The sequence below is a fragment of the Streptomyces sp. NPDC001728 genome (assembly GCF_040297565.1).
Lineage (GTDB): Bacteria > Actinomycetota > Actinomycetes > Streptomycetales > Streptomycetaceae > Streptomyces.
In genome coordinates this window covers 248,358-266,486 of record NZ_JBEOZK010000001.1, presented here as the reverse complement: position 1 = coordinate 266,486, position 18,129 = coordinate 248,358, and the positions used below count along the sequence as shown (strand labels likewise).

General features: G+C 71.5%; 12 protein-coding genes and 1 pseudogene. 5 read left to right on the top strand and 8 right to left on the bottom strand.

Translation table 11 applies throughout. The annotated features are described in order from the left end of the window. Positions 1-1,602, bottom strand: a complete 1,602-nt coding sequence (locus ABT154_RS01225; RefSeq protein ID WP_351851304.1) for a hypothetical protein — start codon at positions 1,600-1,602, stop codon at positions 1-3. Between the two features lie 142 nt (positions 1,603-1,744). On the opposite strand from ABT154_RS01225, the gene ABT154_RS01220 reads away from it, so the two are divergent. Continuing rightward, the gene (locus ABT154_RS01220) at positions 1,745-3,553 is read left to right on the top strand and encodes an NHL domain-containing thioredoxin family protein (protein WP_351851302.1); all 1,809 of its coding nucleotides are present in this window, start codon (positions 1,745-1,747) and stop codon (positions 3,551-3,553) included. Between the two features lie 287 nt (positions 3,554-3,840). On the opposite strand, the gene ABT154_RS01215 is transcribed toward ABT154_RS01220, so the two are convergent. The 3 genes from ABT154_RS01215 to ABT154_RS01205 all read right to left on the bottom strand — a co-directional run bounded on the left by ABT154_RS01215 (position 3,841) and on the right by ABT154_RS01205 (position 7,703). After that, positions 3,841-4,185, bottom strand: coding sequence for a hypothetical protein (locus tag ABT154_RS01215; RefSeq protein WP_351851300.1), 345 nt, complete (start codon positions 4,183-4,185; stop codon positions 3,841-3,843). 64 nt (positions 4,186-4,249) lie between these two features. Further along, complete coding sequence (locus ABT154_RS01210) at positions 4,250-5,557, bottom strand: M18 family aminopeptidase (RefSeq protein ID WP_351851298.1); 1,308 nt, start codon at positions 5,555-5,557, stop codon at positions 4,250-4,252. Positions 5,558-5,873: 316 nt separating this feature from the next. Further along, complete coding sequence (locus ABT154_RS01205) at positions 5,874-7,703, bottom strand: acyl-CoA dehydrogenase (protein ID WP_351851295.1); 1,830 nt, start codon at positions 7,701-7,703, stop codon at positions 5,874-5,876. A 143-nt stretch (positions 7,704-7,846) separates the two neighbouring features. On the opposite strand from ABT154_RS01205, the gene ABT154_RS01200 reads away from it, so the two are divergent. From ABT154_RS01200 to ABT154_RS01190, 3 genes are all read left to right on the top strand, one after another. After that, complete coding sequence (locus ABT154_RS01200; RefSeq protein ID WP_351851292.1) at positions 7,847-8,389, top strand: SseB family protein; 543 nt, start codon at positions 7,847-7,849, stop codon at positions 8,387-8,389. Positions 8,390-8,526: 137 nt separating this feature from the next. After that, a complete protein-coding gene (locus ABT154_RS01195; protein WP_351851289.1) occupies positions 8,527-9,489 on the top strand; it encodes a pirin family protein in 963 nt (320 codons plus the stop codon). Between the two features lie 252 nt (positions 9,490-9,741). Then, positions 9,742-10,821, top strand: coding sequence for an AI-2E family transporter (locus ABT154_RS01190; protein ID WP_351851287.1), 1,080 nt, complete (start codon positions 9,742-9,744; stop codon positions 10,819-10,821). 21 nt (positions 10,822-10,842) lie between these two features. On the opposite strand, the gene ABT154_RS01185 is transcribed toward ABT154_RS01190, so the two are convergent. Beyond that, positions 10,843-11,661, bottom strand: coding sequence for an oxygen-binding di-iron domain-containing protein (locus tag ABT154_RS01185; protein WP_351851284.1), 819 nt, complete (start codon positions 11,659-11,661; stop codon positions 10,843-10,845). A 316-nt stretch (positions 11,662-11,977) separates the two neighbouring features. Then, on the bottom strand, positions 11,978-14,098 hold the full coding sequence (locus ABT154_RS01180; protein ID WP_351851282.1) for a SpoIIE family protein phosphatase: 2,121 nt from the start codon (positions 14,096-14,098) through the stop codon (positions 11,978-11,980). 170 nt (positions 14,099-14,268) lie between these two features. Here ABT154_RS01180 and aspS point away from each other — a divergent pair, with 170 nt between their 5' ends. Further along, positions 14,269-16,095, top strand: coding sequence for an aspartate--tRNA ligase (gene aspS, locus ABT154_RS01175; protein ID WP_351851280.1), 1,827 nt, complete (start codon positions 14,269-14,271; stop codon positions 16,093-16,095). A 62-nt stretch (positions 16,096-16,157) separates the two neighbouring features. Here the strand turns inward: aspS and ABT154_RS01170 are convergent, their stop codons facing one another. Both ABT154_RS01170 and ABT154_RS01165 read right to left on the bottom strand, forming a co-directional pair. Beyond that, entirely contained in the window at positions 16,158-16,478 is a 321-nt protein-coding gene (locus ABT154_RS01170; protein ID WP_351851277.1) for a hypothetical protein, read from the bottom strand. Positions 16,479-16,495: 17 nt separating this feature from the next. Continuing rightward, positions 16,496-18,016: pseudogene (locus tag ABT154_RS01165) on the bottom strand (polymorphic toxin type 30 domain-containing protein); the annotation flags it as partial. Positions 18,017-18,129 lie beyond the last annotated feature (113 nt).

The following is an 18,129-nucleotide window of genomic DNA, read 5'->3' as shown; positions in this document are numbered from 1 at the left end:
TCAGCTTCTCCGGTTGCCGAGGAGGGCGGCGGCGACGGCCGCCGGGATCAGGAGGAGCAGCAGCATCGAGACGACCCCGAGCTCGTCCGCCTCCCGGCTCCGGCGCCGCAGCCGCCCGAGGAACCCTTCGTGGCCGAGGGCGGCGGCACGGCGGGCGGGGACGGAGGCCTCGTCGCGGGGTACGGGAACGGGTACGGCGTCGGGGGCGGTCGGTACGGAGCCCGGGGGTACGCCCTCCGGGGCGGGGCCCACGGCGCCCGCGTCACCGGCACCGGCGCCGACCCCTTCACCGACCCCGGAGCCGCCCCCGTCGCCGGGCGCGGCTCCGGGCGGGTTGACCGGTCCGAGTCCGAGTCCGGGTCCGGGTTCGGGTCCGGGTTCGGGTTCGGGTCCGGGTTCGGGTCCGGGTCCGAGTCCGGCTCCGGCTCCGGCTCCGGACCCGGGTACGGGTACGGGTACGGGTACGGCCCCAGCTCCGGCCCCGGACTCGGGTACGGCCCCGGCCCCGGCCCCGGGTACGGGTACGGCCCCGGCCCCGGCGGCCCCCGGAACGGGCACCCCGCCCCCGGCCAAGGGCCCCCCGGGAGCGCGGGGCGCCCCACGGTTCCCTCCTAGGGGATTCCCCAGGGAATCCCGGCCGGGACCCTGTACGGGACCTGGGGGACCTACGGGACTGCCCACCGGATTGCCCACCGGATTCCGTACGGGCTCCCGCCCGGCGGTCGACGGCATCCCCGCTCCCGGTCGCGCGGCCCCCCGCGCCGCAGGACCCGGCACCGTGAAGACGCCGGCGGACCGGGCGACGAGCGTCGGCGCGGGGACCCGGCCGCCCCCGGGCCCGTAGGTGGTCACCCGGTCGCTCCCGGAGGCGAGGCCGGTGCTCCGGTGGGTGCCGGGGGGCCGTCGTACGGTGCCCGTGCAGCGGGCCGAGGCGCCCGGGGCGAGCAGGGGCACGTTCCCGGGCCGCCCCGCGCAGTCCACGGCGCCCGCACGCCGACCGGGCCCGGTGACCCCGGCCTGGACGGCGGGCAGGCCGAGCGCGGTGTCGCTGATCCGGACGGTGTGCAGGGGCCTGTTGCCGTGGTTGGTCACGGTGTACGTGACGGTGGCCGTGCCGAGGCCGGGGGGCCCGACCGCGATCCGTTCGGTGAGGCGGAGGGCGCCTGCGACCCCGGTGTACCCGGCGCGGGCGGTGGCCGTCAGCACCCGGCCCAGCGAGGGGACGGAGCCTTCCGCCCGTACGGTGCCCCGATGTGTCCCGGACGCGGCGCTGAAGCGGGCGACGCACTCCAGCTCCCCGAGCGCGGGGAGCGGGCGGGCGGGGCAGCGCACGGACCCGGAGGGGACCTCGGGGTCGGCGATCCGCACCCCGTAGAGGTGGGCCTCGCTTCGGTTCACGAGCCGGTACCGTTTGACGACCGGCCCGCCGGCCCGCAGGTCCGGCGGCCGGACGCCGCTGTGGTCCCGCCCGTTCACGCGCACGCTCACGGTCAGGGCCCCCTCCCCGACGCCACCGGCCCGGGCGACGGACCCGGGCAGCACGGCTCCGGGCACCACCGCCCCGGTCAGCGCGAGCACCACCACCAGAAGCCCGCCCCTCACCCGACGGTGGCAATAGTCCGATGATCTGCCCACGCGCGTCATGAGCCCCATGCCACCGCCCGCCCGGGAGCGCCCCCCGCCCGGGACACGCCCCCACCCCCCACCCGGCCCTGACTTTCCACCCGTACGGCACCCTTGAACCATGAACGACTCCGTGCCCACCGCCGCGCCCGCGCCCCGCCGTGCCCGTGTCCGCGCCCCCGAGCTGATCGGCAAGGGCGGCTGGCTCAACACCGGAGGCAAGGAGCTCACCCTCGCCGACCTCCGAGGCAAGTGTGTAGTAGTTGATTTTTGGACATTTTGCTGTGTGAACTGCCTGCACGTGCTCGATGAGCTGCGTGAGCTGGAGGAGAAGCATCGGGACACCCTGGTGATCGTCGGGGTGCACTCACCGAAGTTCGTGCACGAGGCCGAGCATCAGGCCGTCGTCGACGCCGTGGAGCGGTACCAGGTGCACCACCCCGTACTGGACGACCCCGAGCTGGCCACCTGGAAGCAGTACGCCGTGCGGGCCTGGCCGACGCTCGTCGTGATCGACCCCGAGGGGTACGTCGTCGCCCAGCACGCCGGCGAGGGGCACGCCAACGCGCTCCGTACGCTCGTCGAGGAACTGGAGGCCGAGCACGGCGCCAAGGGCACGCTGCGGCGCGGCGACGGCCCCTACGTGGCCCCCGAGCCCGTCGCCACCGACCTCCGCTTCCCCGGCAAGGCGATCCTGCTGCCCTCCGGGAACCTCCTGGTCTCCGACACCACCCGGCACCAGCTCGTCGAGCTGGCGGCCGACGGCGAGACCGTCGTCCGCCGCATCGGCGAGGGTGTCTTCCGGGAGCCGCAGGGTCTCGTGCGGCTCCCGGACGGCAGGATCGTCGTCGCCGACACCGTGAACCACGCCCTGCGCGCGTACGACCCGGAGACCGGCGCGATCGAGCGGATCGCCGGCACCGGCACGCAGTGGTGGCAGGGCTCCCCGACCTCCGGGCCCGCCCTGGACGTCGACCTGTCCTCGCCGTGGGACGTGGCCTGGTGGCAGGGCAAGGTGTGGATCGCCATGGCCGGTGTCCACCAGCTGTGGACGTACGACCCGGCCACCGGGACCGTCGAGGTCGCGGCCGGCACCACCAACGAGGGGCTCGTCGACGGCCCCGCCGCCGAGGCCTGGTTCGCGCAGCCCTCCGGGCTCGCCGCCACCGAGGACCGCCTCTGGGTCGCCGACTCCGAGACCAGCTCCCTGCGCTGGGTGGAGCGGGAGGCCGACGGTTACGCCGTCCGCACCGCCGTCGGCACCGGCCTCTTCGACTTCGGGCACCGCGACGGCGCGGCCGGGCAGGCCCTCCTCCAGCACCCGCTGGGCGTCACCGCCCTGCCCGACGGCTCGGTCGCCGTCAGCGACACGTACAACCACGCCCTGCGCCGCTACGACCCGGCGAGCGGTGAGGTCACCACCCTCGCCACCGACCTGCGCGAGCCCAGCGACGCGGTCCTCGTCGACGGGGACATCGTGGTCGTCGAGTCCGCCCGGCACCGGCTCACCCGGCTCCGGCTCCCCGAGGAGGCAGTCCAGGTCGAGGCGGTCGCCCACCGCACGCGCCGCGAGGCCACCGAGGTCGCCCCCGGCCTGCTCCGGCTCGACGTGGTGTTCCGGGCCCCCACGGGCCAGAAGCTCGACGAGCGGTACGGTCCGTCGACCCGCCTCCTGGTCTCCTCGACCCCGCCGGAACTGCTGCTCGGCGGCGAGGGCAAGGGCACGGACCTGTTCCGTGACCTGAACCTCAACCCGGAGCTGACCGAAGGCGTCCTGCACGTCTCCGCGATGGCGGCCTCCTGCGACGACGACCCCGCCAACGAGTACCCGGCCTGCCACGTCCACCAGCAGGACTGGGGCGTCCCGGTGAAGATCACGGCGGACGGCACGGCCCGCCTCCCGCTGATCCTGGCGGGCATGGACGGCTGACGGCCTGTGGGCGGGTGTCCCATCCGCGCCGGCGGGCGCTGTCGTCGTCCGCCGCGCCGAAGGAGCCCCCGGTGTCCGCAGACCCCGAGTCGTCCCCGGGCGTGGCGCTGCCGATCCTGCTCCAGGTCGTCCTGATCGTCCTCGTGATCGTCAAGAGCCGCTCGATCAGCCCGGCGGCCGGCCCCGGCAACGGCCCCGGCTCCGATGCCGAACCCCGTACCCCGTACCCCGGTCACCCGGTCGTCCCCCGGTCACTGACGCACCCGGGATCCGGCGCGCCCGGCGGCCTAACGCACGATCCCCTGGTTCCTGGACGGCCGCCCCGCAGCCGCGTCCAGGCATCCGGCCACCCAGGCCGCCGGGTCGTGGACGGCCCGGTCGCCGCCCATCCCCTGCCGTTCCATGCTCGCGCACTCCCCGTCGAGCAGGGCCTTCGTGCGCGAGCCGTCCACGTCGTAGCCGCGGATGCGGGAGGCCTGGACGAAGCCGCCCTCGTAGGCGATGTCCGTGCCCCACGGCGGCCGTTCGTTGTACTCGCCGATCAGAATCGCCGCCGCCGCCGTGGCGAGCACGACGGCGGCGGCGGTACCGGCGGCGAACTTCCCCCGTGAGGGGCCCTCATGACGATGCATGGGGGCGACGCTGCCAGGCGGGGCCTTTCGCGGATGTTTCGCGGTCCGCGGGCCCCTGGTGGGGTCAGCCCTCCAGGAACGCGACCAGCGCGTTGGCGAGGAGGTACGGGTCCTTCGCGCCGCACAGCTCGCGGGCGCTGTGCATGGAGAGGATCGCGACGCCGATGTCGACGGTCTTGATGCCGTGGCGGGCGGCGGTGATCGGGCCGATCGTCGTGCCGCAGGGCATGTCGTTGTTGGAGACGAAGGACTGCCAGGGCACGCCCGCCTTCTCGCACGCGGCGGCGAAGACCGCACGGCCGCTGCCGTCGGTGGCGTACCGCTGGTTGACGTTCACCTTGAGGATCGGGCCGCCGTTGACGCGCGGGTGGTGCGTCGGGTCGTGGCGCTCCGCGTAGTTCGGGTGGACGGCGTGGCCGGTGTCCGAGGACAGGCAGACGGTGCCGGCGAAGGCGCGGGCCCGGTCCTCGTAGGAGCCGCCGCGCGCGTACACGGAACGTTCGAGGACGTTCCCGAGCAGCGGGCCCTGGGCGCCGGTGTCGGCCTCGGAGCCGTTCTCCTCGTGGTCGAAGGCGGCGAGGACCGGGATGTACGTGAGGTCCTCGCGGCCCGCGAGGGAGGCGAGCGCGGCGACGGAGGCGTGCACGGAGATCAGGTTGTCCATACGGGGTCCGGCGAGCAGTTCGCGGTCGCGGCCCAGGTAGGCGGGGGCCTCCACGGCGTGGACCATCAGGTCCCAGCCGCTCACGTCCTCGGCGTCCACGCCGGCCTCGGCGGCGACGAAGGAGATCAGGTCGCCCTCGTGGACCTCGCCGATGCCCCAGACGGGCTGCATGTGCCGCTGGCGGTCGAGCTTGAGGCCGTCGTTGACGCCCCGGTCGAGGTGGATGGCGAGCTGCGGGACGCGCAGCAGCGGCCGGTCGACGTTGACGAGGCGGTGGCTGCCGTCGCGGAGCGTGAGGCGGCCGGCGAGGCCGAGGTCGCGGTCGAGCCAGGTGTTGAGGAGGGTGCCGCCGTAGACCTCCACGGCGACCTGCCGCCAGCCCTGCGAGCCGAGATCGGGCTGCGGCTTCACGCGCAGGTTGGGGGAGTCGGTGTGGGCGCCGACGATGCGGAACGGGGTGTGGGCGGAGGCACCCTCCGGCACGTACCAGGCGATGATCGCGCCGCCGCGGATGACGTACTTGCCGCCGCTGGTCCCGTCCCAGGACGCGGTCTCCTCCACCTGCCGGAAGCCCGCCTTCTCCAGCCGCTCGGCGGCCGTCGCGACCGCGTGGTACGGCGAGGGCGAGGCCGTCAGGAAGGCCATCAGGTCGTCGGTGTGTCCGCGGTCGAAGGGGCCGGCGGTGGGACGGGAAGCTGCGCTGCTCATGGGTTCACCTTACGCAGGGCCGCGAGAAGGGATCCGGGGCCCCGGGACGGGACGGGGGATGGGGCGGGGAAGGGGCGCCTCGGGACCGCCCGGGACCGGTGAGTGAGCCGAAGGGGCGCGCCGGGGGAACGGACCCGAGCGCGCGGAGCCTCCCGAGGAACCAGGGACCCGAGCACGGTCGGGTCCGTGAGCCCGGCTCCGGCGCCCCCGGTGGGGGTCCCCCCGGCGGAGCGAGGGGGAGAACCGAGCCCCTGAAAAGACGGAACGGCCCGCCCCCCTCCCCGGGGACGGGCCGTTCCTCAGGACGAAGCGCGTCTTAGAACGCGGCCTCGTCCAGGTCCATCAGCGAGCCGTCGACCGCCTCGGCGAGCGTGCGCTCGGCGGTGACGCCCGGCAGGACGTTGGCGGCGAAGAACTTCGCGGCCGCGATCTTGCCCTGGTAGAAGGCGACGTCCTTGCCGGTCGCGCCGGCGGCCAGCTTCTCCGCGGCGACGGCCGCGCCGCGGATCAGCAGGTAGCCGACGACGACGTCGCCGGAGGCGAGGAGCAGGCGGGTGGTGTTGAGGCCCACCTTGTAGATGTTCTTGACGTCCTCGCCGGTCGCGGTGAGGTCGGTCAGCATGACGCCGACGATGCCCTCCAGGTCGACCGCGGCCTTGGCGAGCGCGTCGCGGGCGCCGGCCAGGTCCTCGCCGCCGGTGCCGACCGCGAGGAACTTCTTGATCTCCTCGGCGAGGGCGTTCAGGGACGCGCCCTGGTCGCGGACGATCTTGCGGAAGAAGAAGTCCTGGCCCTGGATGGCCGTGGTGCCCTCGTAGAGGGTGTCGATCTTGGCGTCGCGGATGTACTGCTCGATCGGGTACTCCTGGAGGAACCCGGAGCCGCCGAAGGTCTGGAGCGACTGCGCGAGCTGCTCGTAGCCCTTCTCGGAGCCGTAGCCCTTGACGATCGGGAGCAGCAGGTCGTTCAGGCCGTGCAGCGCCTTGGCGTCCTCGCCGGCCGCTTCCTTGACCGCGATCTCGTCCTGCACGGAGGCCGTGTAGAGGACGAGGGTGCGCATGCCCTCGGCGTACGCCTTCTGCGTCATCAGCGAGCGGCGGACGTCGGGGTGGTGGGTGATGGTGACCTTGGGCGCGGCCTTGTCCATGAAGTTGGCCAGGTCGGTGCCCTGGACGCGCTCCTTGGCGTACTCCAGGGCGTTGAGGTAGCCCGTGGAGAGGGTGGAGATCGCCTTCGTGCCGACCATCATGCGGGCGAACTCGATGATGAGGAACATCTGGCGGATGCCGTCGTGCTTGTCGCCGATCAGCCAGCCCTTGGCGGGGTGCTGGTCGCCGAAGGTCATCTCGCACGTGTTGGAGGCCTTGAGGCCCATCTTGTGCTCGACGTTGGTGGCGTAGACGCCGTTGCGCTCGCCCAGCTCGCCGGTCTCCCAGTCGAACTCGTACTTCGGGACGAGGAAGAGGGAGAGGCCCTTGGTGCCGGGGCCGGCACCCTCGGGGCGGGCGAGGACGTAGTGGAGGATGTTCTCCTCCATGTCGTGCTCACCGGACGTGATGAAGCGCTTCACGCCCTCGATGTGCCAGGAGCCGTCCTCCTGCTGGGTGGCCTTGGTGCGGCCGGCGCCGACGTCCGAGCCGGCGTCGGGCTCGGTCAGGACCATCGTGGAGCCCCAGCGGCGCTCGACGGCGATCCGCGCGACCTTCTTCTGCGCGTCGTTGCCCTCGTTGTAGAGGATGCCGGCGAAGGCCGGGCCGGAGGAGTACATCCAGATGGCCGGGTTCGCGCCGAGGAGCAGCTCCGCGTACGCCCAGATCAGGGAGCGCGGGGAGACGGTGCCGCCGATCTCCTCGGGGATGCCGAGGCGCCAGTACTCGGACTCCATGAAGGCGTTGTACGACTTCTTGAAGGTGGCCGGGAGCGGGGCGGTGTTGGTCTCCGGGTCGAAGACCGGCGGGTTGCGGTCGGCGTCGGCGAAGGACTCCGCGAGCTCGTTCTCGGCGAGACGGCGGATCTCGTCGAGGATGCTCTTGGCGGTCTCGACGTCCATCTCCTCGAACGGCCCGGAGCCGTACACCTTGTCGCGGCCGAGGACCTCGAAGAGGTTGAACTCGATGTCGCGGAGATTCGACTTGTAGTGCCCCATGGCGACGGCTCCGTAAGGCTCGGGGAGGCAGGTTCCTCGTACACGTACCAGCAAGTAGCAAAGCGTTCTCTCCGATGATGCTACCCACCGGTAATAAGAGCAACCCCTCTCGGGCCATCTGTGACGCAGTAGGCTCATGGTCCATGTACGGCTACGAGCAGAATCCGGGTGCCCAGCAGCAGTACGCGCCGCCCCAGCAGGGCGGGATGCCGGGCGGTATGCAGGCTGGAATGCCCGGTGGGATGCCCGGTGGGATGCCGGGTGCCGGCATGCAGGACGGCATGCAGGGCGGTTACGGGCAGCAGCCCCCGCTCTACCCGGAGCCCTCGCCGCCCTCCCTCGCCGACGCCGTGCGCGCCTTCACCACGGGCACGCTCGCGCCCGAGGACTTCCAGCAGATCTTCGCGACCTCCAAGGTCTACTGCCCGCGCGGCGACAACCCCGGCTTCCTGGCGCTGCACAACACCCAGCAGCCGGTCATCCCGATGTTCACCTCGCTCAAGGAGCTGCGGCGGTACGCGGGCAAGGAGTCGAAGTACTTCGTCATCACCGGCGCCGAGGTGATCGACCTGCTGCCCACCGGCTACGGCTTCGTGCTCGACATGGAGGGTGACCACCGGATGGTCTTCGACGCGAAGGCCGTGGAGCAGATGGTCGATTTCGCGATGCGGCGGATGTACGGCTGACGCAGCCTGGAGACAGGGAGAGCGCCCGGGAGGAATTCCTCCCGGGCGTTCCGCGTTCTGGGTGGCAAGAAGTTCACTGTTCAACTAAAGTGGACGCCACGAGGTCGAATCAGGCCGCCGCACTAGGAGGTCCCGTCATGCCCGCCGTGACTGTCGAGAACCCGCTCACCCTGCCGCGCGTCGCGGCTCCGGCCGACGCCGTCCCGCGTCCCGTGCTCGCCGTCACCACGGCACCCTCGGGGTTCGAGGGCGAAGGCTTCCCGGTACGCCGCGCGTTCGCCGGGATCAACTACCAGTACCTCGACCCGTTCATCATGATGGACCAGATGGGTGAGGTGGAGTACGCGCCGGGCGAGCCCAAGGGCACCCCCTGGCACCCCCACCGGGGCTTCGAGACCGTCACCTACATCATCGACGGCGTCTTCGACCACCAGGACTCCAACGGCGGCGGCGGCACCATCACCAACGGCGACACCCAGTGGATGACCGCCGGTGCCGGCCTCCTCCACATCGAGGCCCCGCCGGAGTCCCTCGTCGTCAGCGGCGGCCTCTTCCACGGCCTCCAGCTGTGGGTGAACCTGCCCGCCGCCGACAAGATGATGGCCCCCCGCTACCAGGACATCCGCGGCGGCCAGGTCCAGCTGCTCACCTCCCCCGACGGCGGCGCGCTGCTCCGCGTCATCGCCGGAGAGCTGGACGGGCACGAGGGTCCCGGCATCACCCACACCCCGATCACGATGCTCCACGCGACCCTGCGGCCGGGCGCCGAGATCACCCTGCCGTGGCGCGAGGACTTCAACGGCCTCGCGTACGTGCTCGCCGGGCGCGGCAGCGTCGGCGTCGAACGGCGACCGGTCCACATGGGCCAGACCGCCGTCTTCGGCAAGGGCGGCTCCCTCACCATCCGCGCCGACGAGAAGCAGGACGGGAACACCCCCGACCTGGAGATCGCCCTCCTCGGCGGCCAGCCGATCCGCGAGCCGATGGCCCACTACGGCCCGTTCGTCATGAACACCCAGGCCGAACTCCGCCAGGCCTTCGAGGACTTCCAGGCGGGCCGGCTGGGGACGATCCCGGCGGTGCACGGGATGGGCGAGTAGGGGAGACCGTACGGGTCCCAGCTGGGGCACGGGCACGGGTTCCAGTACGGGTTCCAGTACGGGTCCCAGTACGGGTCCCAGTACGGGTTCCAGTACGGGTTCCAGTACGGGTCCCAGTACGGGTACGGGGCGGGGCGCGAGCTCTGCCCCGTACCCGTACCCGTATGCGCGAGCCCTGTCGTGCTGACGGCCCGTCACCCGTACGGCCGTCAGCGCGCGACGACACGCCGACGGGCGTGGTCCGGTGGTCGGGTGCAGACGACGAGAGCGCTCCTTCCCGAACCCGCCCGCCGGTTCGCCGCCTGGTGCGTCGTCTTCCTGCTGGCCGCCGGGGTCGTCGCCGTCTTCATCTGGCTCTGCATCGTCTTCAAGACGGCCGTCACCCCCGTCCTGCTCGCGATCCTCGGCACCGCCCTCCTCGGGCCGCTCTACCGGCGCCTGCTCCTGATGAAGGTCCGCAAGTCGCTCGCCGCCGCGCTCACCGTCGTCGCCGTACTCGTCGTCGTCGGCGGAGCCACGTACATCGTCGTCGCCGCGCTCATCGACACCGGCGACCAGATCATCGACTCGCTGCGGCAGGCCGCCAACGACATCGCCAAGCACTTCGGCGCGGCCGGGACCTCCCTCGACGACCTGGCCAAGAACGCCAAGAGCCTCCTGGAGAAGTTCGGCGGCACCGCCGCCTCCGGGGTCATCAGCGGCATCAGCGTCGTCGGCCAGATGCTCACCACCGCCGCCCTCGCGCTGCTCCTCATCTTCTTCTTCCTGAAGGACTCCGACCGGGCCGCGGGTGCCCTGCGCTCGCTCGCCCCCCGCGCCACCGGCGACATGACCGAGGCGATGGCCCGCCGCGCCTTCGAGGCCGTCGAGGGCTTCATGCGCGGCACCACCCTCGTCGCCTTCGTCGACGCCGTCCTCATCGGCATCGGGCTCGTCGTCCTCGACGTGCCCGGCGCGGTGGGGCTCGCCGCGCTGGTCTTCGTCACCGCCTACATCCCGTACCTCGGCGCCTTCCTCTCCGGGGCCATCGCCGTCCTGGTCGCCCTCGCCGACCGGGGCTTCGTCATCGCCCTGTGGGTGCTCGGCATCGTCCTGGCCGTCCAGGTCATCGAGGGGAACGTGCTCCAGCCGATGGTGCAGAGCCGGACCGTGCAGATGCACCCGGCGGCGGTGCTGCTGGCGATCACGGCGGGGGCGTCCGTCGCGGGCATCCTGGGGATGCTGCTCGCCGTACCGCTGACGGCCGCGGCGACGGGGGTCCTCAGCGAGCTGCGGAGGCGGTACGCGCCGAGGGGAGGCGCGGAGGGGCCGGACGCCGCGCCGGGCGGGTGAGCTTCCGTCCTTCGGGCCCTCTCAGGTCGCCGCCGGCTGCCCGCCCGGTTCGAAGGAGGCCAGCATCTGTTCCAGGGCGGCCTGGTCGGGACCGACGAAGGGGTCCGAGTGCGGGGCCATCGTGATCGTGTCGATCATCGAGGCCGTCATCTGTACGGCGGGCGGCAGATGGCTGGAGAGCACGATCTCCGGGGCCATCTCCCGCAGCGGGTCGATCGTCGCCCGGTACTTGGCCGGGTCCACCATCTGCACCCACGGGCTGTCCACGCTCGCCCACAGCAGCTGGGCCTGCCGCAGTTCCTCGGGCTTGAGGTCGTTCGCGTGGCCGCTCTCCGCGAGTTCGGCGGTCGGCATGGGCCCGCCGAAGCAGTCGGAGCTGAAGCAGATCCGGGACTTGTCGTCGTAGAAGCCGACCGTGGCGGGGTTGTCGAACAGCGGGGGCCTGAAGGCGTGGAGCTCGCGGTCGCCCACGTCGAGGGACTGGCCGGGGTTGAGGAAGTACACCCGGTCCATCGGCAGCGGGCGTTCCGTGGTCATGATCCCGGCGCCGATGAAGGTGGTGACGACCTTCGCCCGGGGCGCGGCCACGAGCAGGTCGAAGATGCCGCCGGTGTGGTCGCGGTCGGGGTGGGTGAGCCAGATCCAGAGGATGTCGGCGGGTTCGACGACGGAGCGGAGGGTGTCGACGAAGTTCCGGTCGGCCAGGGAGAGCCCGGTGTCGACGACGACGGGTTCGGCGGCGGTGAGGACGTACGCGTTGGCCGGGACGTGCCCGATCCCGGGCACTTCGAGGCTGTCGGCCAGCACGGTGGTGTCGCTGCCGACCTTGTGGATGTCCATGGCGAACTCCGTGGTCCCCCTGGGCGGCCGTACGACACCAGTCTGCGCCGTACGGGTGAGGCCCGCGCGGGGGAACCAAGGGCGGGCGGGAGCCGCCGACGGGCGGGGGAACCACGGGCGGGTGCCATGCCGTTCGGAGCCGCCGACGCGCGCGTGCCCCCGGTTCGGCGGCGACCGGGGGCGTGCGGTCCCGCTCGCTGCTCACGGACCGGGAGTGACCGGGGGCGTGCGGTCCCGCTCGCTGCTCACGGACCGGCGGCGACCGACGCCGTACGGGTCCCGCCCGGCCGAGGTCCCGCCCCGCCGCCCGCCAGGGCTACCCGCAGCAGCCCCGTCCCGACTCCGGTTCGTTCAGTTCGAACCAGATCGCCTTGCCCTCGCCGCGCGGGTCGACGCCCCACGCGTCGGCCAGCATCTCCATCAGGACGAGACCGCGCCCGCTCGACGCCATCTCGCCCGGGTGCCGCTTGTGCGGCAGCTCGTCGCTGGTGTCGGAGACCTCGACGCGCAGCCGCCGGGACTTCTCCGCGCAGGCCACCTCGGCGATGAGGAGCGCGTCGCCGTCCGTGTGGACGAGGACGTTGGTGACCATCTCGGAGACCATGAGGACGGCCGAGTCGAGCTGCTCCCCGTCCGCCCAGTCGTGCAGCAGCTGCCGCACCTGCTCCCGCGCCTCGGCGATCCGCTCCGGTTCGGCCTGGGCGATCGTCATCAGGGTGCGGCGCGGGGCCTCCGGCAGCGCTCCGGCGGGGCGGCGGGAGAGCAGCAGGACGGCGATGTCGTCCTCGCGGCGGTCGGCGAGCGGCCCGGTCGTGTGGTGCGAGCCCGGCCCGTGGACGGCCTCGACGAGCCCGTCGGCGAGCTGTTCCAGGTCCTGGCCGTCGTGGGACTCCAGGAGCGCGCGGACCCGCTCCCAGCCGCTGTCCAGGTCGTGCCCGCCGGTCTCCAGGAGACCGTCGGTGCAGATCATCAGGGTCTCGCCGGGGTCAAGGGTGAGCCGGGTGGTGGGGTAGTCGGTGTCGGGGTCGATGCCGAGGGGCAGGCCGCCGGCGGTGGGCCTCAGAAGAACCGTTCCGTCGTTCATCCGTACCGCCGGGTCCGGATGCCCGGCACGGGCGATGTCGACCGTCCCGGTCTCCAGGTCGACCTCCAGGTAGAGGCAGGTCGCGAAGCGCGGACCGGCGTCGCCCTCGCCGTCGTCGCCGTCGGTGATCCCGTAGAGGAAGCGGGAGGCGCGGGCGAGGACCGCGTCGGGTCGGTGCCCCTCGGAGGCGTACGCGCGCAGGGCGATCCGCAGCTGCCCCATCAGGCCCGCGGCCCGTACGTCGTGCCCCTGGACGTCCCCGATGACGAGTGCGATGCGGCCGGAGCCGTGCCCACCGGTCCGGGAGGTGCCGCCGGGCAGCCGGATCATGTCGTACCAGTCGCCGCCGACCTGGAGCCCGCCGCCGGTGGGCACGTACCGGGCGGCGACCTGGATGCCTGGGATGCCGGGCCCGAGGACCGGCATCATCGTCCGCTGGAGGCCGAGGGACAGCTCGCGCTCGGACTCGGCCACGCCCGCGCGTGCCAGGGCCTGGGCGAGCATCCGGGCCACCGTCGTCAGGACCGACCGCTCGTCGGGGGTGAACGCCACCGGGTGCTTGAAGGCGGCCATCCAGGCGCCCATGGTCCGCCCGGCGACGACCAGCGGCACGAAGGCCCAGGAGCGGCGCCCGAACCGCTGGGCGAGCGGCCAGGTCACCGGGAAGCGGCGCAGGTACTCGTCGGGGGTCGGGAGGTAGATCGCGCGGCCCGTGCGGGCGACCTCCGCCGCCGGGTAGTCGGTGTCCAGGGACATCGACGAGAAGGGGCCCTCGTCGCCCTCGCTGTGCCCGTGGTGGCCGATGACCGTCAGCCGGTCGCCCGCCACGCCGAAGACGGCGAGCCCGTCGGGGGAGAAGCCGGGCATCGACAGCGAGGCCGCGACGCGCAGCACCTCGGCCGTCGAGCGCGCCTCGGCGAGCGCGCGTCCCGCGTCGAGCAGGAACGCCTCGCGGGAGCGGCGCCAGTCGCCGGTGACGGGGGTGCGGGCGGCGGTCCCCGGCTGCTGCTCGGCGACCTCCTGGAGGGTGCCGACCAGCAGGTAGTCCGTGCCCTCGATGAGCGGCTTCGACCGGCTCCGTACGGTACGGATCACCCGCCCGTGCTCGTCCATGATCCGCAGCCGGGCCTCGGCGAGGGTGCCCTCGGCGACGGCGAGGTTGACGACGCCGTCGATCTCGTTCCAGTCGACCGGGTGGAAACGGGACCGTACGGCCGCCTCGGTGAGCTGGACGGAGTCGGCGGGCAGCCCGAGCAGCCGGGCGGCCTCGGCGTCGAGCGAGACGATCCCGGACGCGTTGTCCCAGCGCCACAGGCCGGTCGCGATCGCGGCCAGGACGTCCTCGGTGCGCATTGCCCCACTTTATGAATATCGGACACCAGATCGCCACTGAGAGTATTCGAAAAGCGATCTTGGCCCGGCCGGTACTCTGGGTGGGTCTGCCCTCGTGTCCTGTGACATCCGTGACAGGGGCCACAAGGCAGCCGCCGACCCCAAGATCCCTAAGACTGGATGAAACGACGATGCATCGGTACAGGTCCCACACCTGCGGCGAGCTCCGCGCCTCTGACGTCGGCACCGACGTCCGGCTCAGCGGCTGGCTGCACAATCGGCGCGACCTGGGCGGCATCCTCTTCATCGATCTGCGCGACCACTACGGCATCACGCAGCTCGTCGCCCGGCCCGGCACCGCCGCCGCGGAGGTCCTCGACAAGCTGACGAAGGAGACCGTCGTCCGCGTCGACGGCAAGGTCGTCTCGCGTGGCGCGGAGAACGTCAACCCCGAGCTGTCGACCGGCGAGATCGAGATCGAGGCCGCCGAGGTCGAGGTCCTGGGCGCCGCGAAGCAGATCCCCTTCACCATCAACGCCGACGACGGCGTCAACGAGGAGCGGCGCCTGGAGTACCGCTTCCTCGACCTGCGCCGCGAGCGCATGCACCGCAACATCATGCTGCGGTCCGCCGTCATCGCCTCCATCCGCTCCAAGATGGTGGCCCTCGGCTTCAACGAGATGGCGACGCCGATCCTCGCCGCGACCTCCCCCGAGGGCGCCCGCGACTTCGTCGTCCCGTCCCGTCTGAACCCGGGCAAGTTCTACGCGCTGCCGCAGGCGCCGCAGCAGTTCAAGCAGCTGCTGATGATCTCCGGCTTCGACCGGTACTTCCAGATCGCGCCCTGCTTCCGCGACGAGGACGCCCGTGCGGACCGCTCGCCGGGCGAGTTCTACCAGCTCGACGTCGAGATGAGCTTCGTCGAGCAGGAAGACGTCTTCCAGCCGATCGAGAAGCTGATGACGGAGATCTTCGAGGAGTTCGGCAACGGACGCCACGTCACGTCCCCGTTCCCGCGGATCCCGTTCCGCGAGTCGATGCTCAAGTACGGCAACGACAAGCCCGACCTGCGCACCGCCCTCGAACTCGTCGACATCTCCGACGTCTTCGAGAACTCGGAGTTCAAGGCCTTCGCCGGCAAGCACGTCCGCGCGCTCGCCGTCCCGAACACGGGCGAGCAGCCGCGCAAGTTCTTCGACCAGCTGGGCGACTTCGCGGTCTCCCTCGGCGCGAAGGGCCTGGCCTGGGTCCGCGTCGGCGAAGGGAACGCCCTGACCGGCCCCATCGCCAAGTTCCTCACCGAGGAGAACGTCAAGGTCCTGACCGAGCGCCTCGGTCTGGAGCCCGGCCACGCGATCTTCTTCGGCGCGGGCGAGTTCGACGAGGTCTCCAAGATCATGGGCCCGGTCCGGGTCGAGGCCGCCAAGCGCGCCGGCCAGTTCGAGGAGAACGTCTTCCGCTTCGCGTGGATCGTCGACTTCCCGATGTACGAGAAGGACGAGGAGACCGGCAAGATCGACTTCTCGCACAACCCCTTCTCGATGCCGCAGGGCGGCCTTGAGGCCCTGGAGACCCAGGACCCGCTGGACGTCCTCGGCTGGCAGTACGACATCGTCTGCAACGGCATCGAGCTGTCCTCGGGCGCGATCCGGAACCACGAGCCCGAGATCATGTTCAAGGCCTTCGAGATCGCGGGCTACTCGCGCGAGACGGTCGAGCACGAGTTCGCGGGCATGCTCCGCGCCTTCGAGTACGGCGCCCCGCCGCACGGCGGCATCGCCCCGGGCGTCGACCGCATCGTGATGCTCCTCGCGGACGAGCCCAACATCCGCGAGACGATCGCCTTCCCGCTCAACGGCAACGCCCAGGACCTCCTGATGGGCGCCCCGACGGAACTCGACGAGTCCCGCCTGCGCGAACTGAACATCCAGCTCCGCAAGCCGGTCGAGAAGACGGCCCCGAAGCCGTCGGAGGACCGCCCGGTGACGGAGTCGGTCCACCCGGACGCGGCACGCTAAGCCTCACGGCTGGCTGAGAGGGGCCCGGAACCTGACGAAGGTTCCGGGCCCCTTCAGTTTTCTCAGCCTTCGAGGATGTCCGTCACGTATTCGCCGAGCCCTCCGGGAAGCTTCTCGACGTCGAGGGTTCGCAGGATCGCAACCATTTCCGGCTCGGCCAGCGAACCGAGCTGGATGATCGCGTTCAACTGGGCTTCCAACGCGCCGGGGTCGCTTTCACACACTGCGGCTGCGGCGAGCACACCAGTAAGGATTCGCCCGTCAGCCAGCGAATAGCTGGATACCAGGTCAGTCACCTGGTCCGCCGCCAATTCTCGGACCTTTGGATCGGGGGCCGCGATGTTCCGTACGAATTCAAGGAGTTGAGGAGCGGAAATCTGCATGGAGATCACCTCTCGGGTCAATAGGGCAGTGGATAGGCGCTTGGCCACGGGATATGTGTGTCGTTCGCGGCATCGGGGTCGTAATGGGGACTCGCCGGTTTGTGAACATTGCGATGATAGAGCGTTCCTGACTCGTCCTGGTATCGGCCGCCGATCGAGATCCGGTACACATCACCGTTGGCGGCGTTGGATCCGGGGGGTGCGGTTCCGTCAGCGTCGTGCACGCGAAGTCGGGCAACGTTTCCCGTAACAGGGTCTGTCCACTTGTACTCGACACCCTTTTGAGCCCCGCCATTGGCATCTGGGGTCAAATGGCGCATTTCGGCGCCGTCCGGAACGATGTCCAGCGGATTTCGATCCCGCAGATCCCACCCGCCGCCGTCCACGCGGGAGGGACACCCCTCCGGCGCAAGCCCAACAGGGTCACCCCACGTATGCGGATTGTGGACGTAGGTCGCCGGGTTGGGGGCCGGGGCGAGGCCCAAGGGGTCCGGGGAGAGGTAGCGGGCGCATTCCGGGTCGTAATAGCGGAAGTAGTTGTAGTGAAGGCCCGTTTCGGGGTCGAAGTACTGGCCCGGGAAGCGGAGCGGGGTGTAGGCGGTGGCGTCGCGGATCCACGTGGTGGTGCCCCAGAGGGTGGTCCGGGTGCGCCAGGCCACGTCGCCCGACTCGTCGACGAGTTCCGTCGGGGTCCCGATCAGGTCGGTGACGATGGCGAAGAAGCGCTCGTCGGTGGAGTCCGTGTCCGTGCGGCGTTCCGTCTGGGCCAGGGGGCGCAGGCCCGCGTGGTCCCAGGTGAGGGTGATGTCCTCAGTCGTCTGCTCGCAGAGCGTGGCCCCGTCCCAGGTGAAGTGGACTGTCTCCAGCGGGGACTGCTTCGATGTGCGGCGGCCCAGGGGGTCATACGCGTACCGCCACACCGTGCCGTCCGGCGTCGTCACCGACGTCAGGCGGTCTTCCGCGTCCCACTCGTAGCGCCAGGTGTCGGGTTTGCGGGAGAGGCGGGTCTTCTGGCGTAGGACCATGCGGCCCTGGCCGTCGTGTTCGTAGCGGACGGACCCCGCGCTGGTGATGCGTGTGCCCTCGTAGGCGCGTGTGCCCGTCGAGGACTGGGCCGGGTGCGTGGACGGCCAGAAGGCCTCCGTCTGGTTGCCGGCGTCGTCGTAGGCGTACCGCTCGGTCCAGTCGTCGGCGTGGACCGCCGTCACCCGTCCCGCCACGTCCAGGTCGAAGCGGCGTGTGCCGGAGAGCGCGTCGGTGACGCCGATGAGTCCGCCGTCCGCGCGATAGGTGTACGCCCGGTGCTGAAGGCGGCGACCCGAACCGGCGCTGACCTCCTGCGCGGTGACGCGGCCCATCGCGTCGAACGAGGAGCTCAAGACGGCGAAATCGGATACGTGACGGGTGGTTTCATGGCCCAGGGCGTCGTGGGTGAAGGAAAGTGTCCGGCCCGAGGACGTCAGTTCCGTACGGCGGCCCGCCGCGTCGTACGACCACGTGCTCGGCGTACCGCCCGGCGTCGTCCGCCCCGTTCGCCGAAAGCCGGTCGAGAAGTCGGCCCCGAAGCCGTCGGAGGACCGCCCGGTGACGGAGTCGGTCCACCCGGACGCGGCACGCTAAGCCTTACGGCTGACTGAGAGGGGCCCGGAAC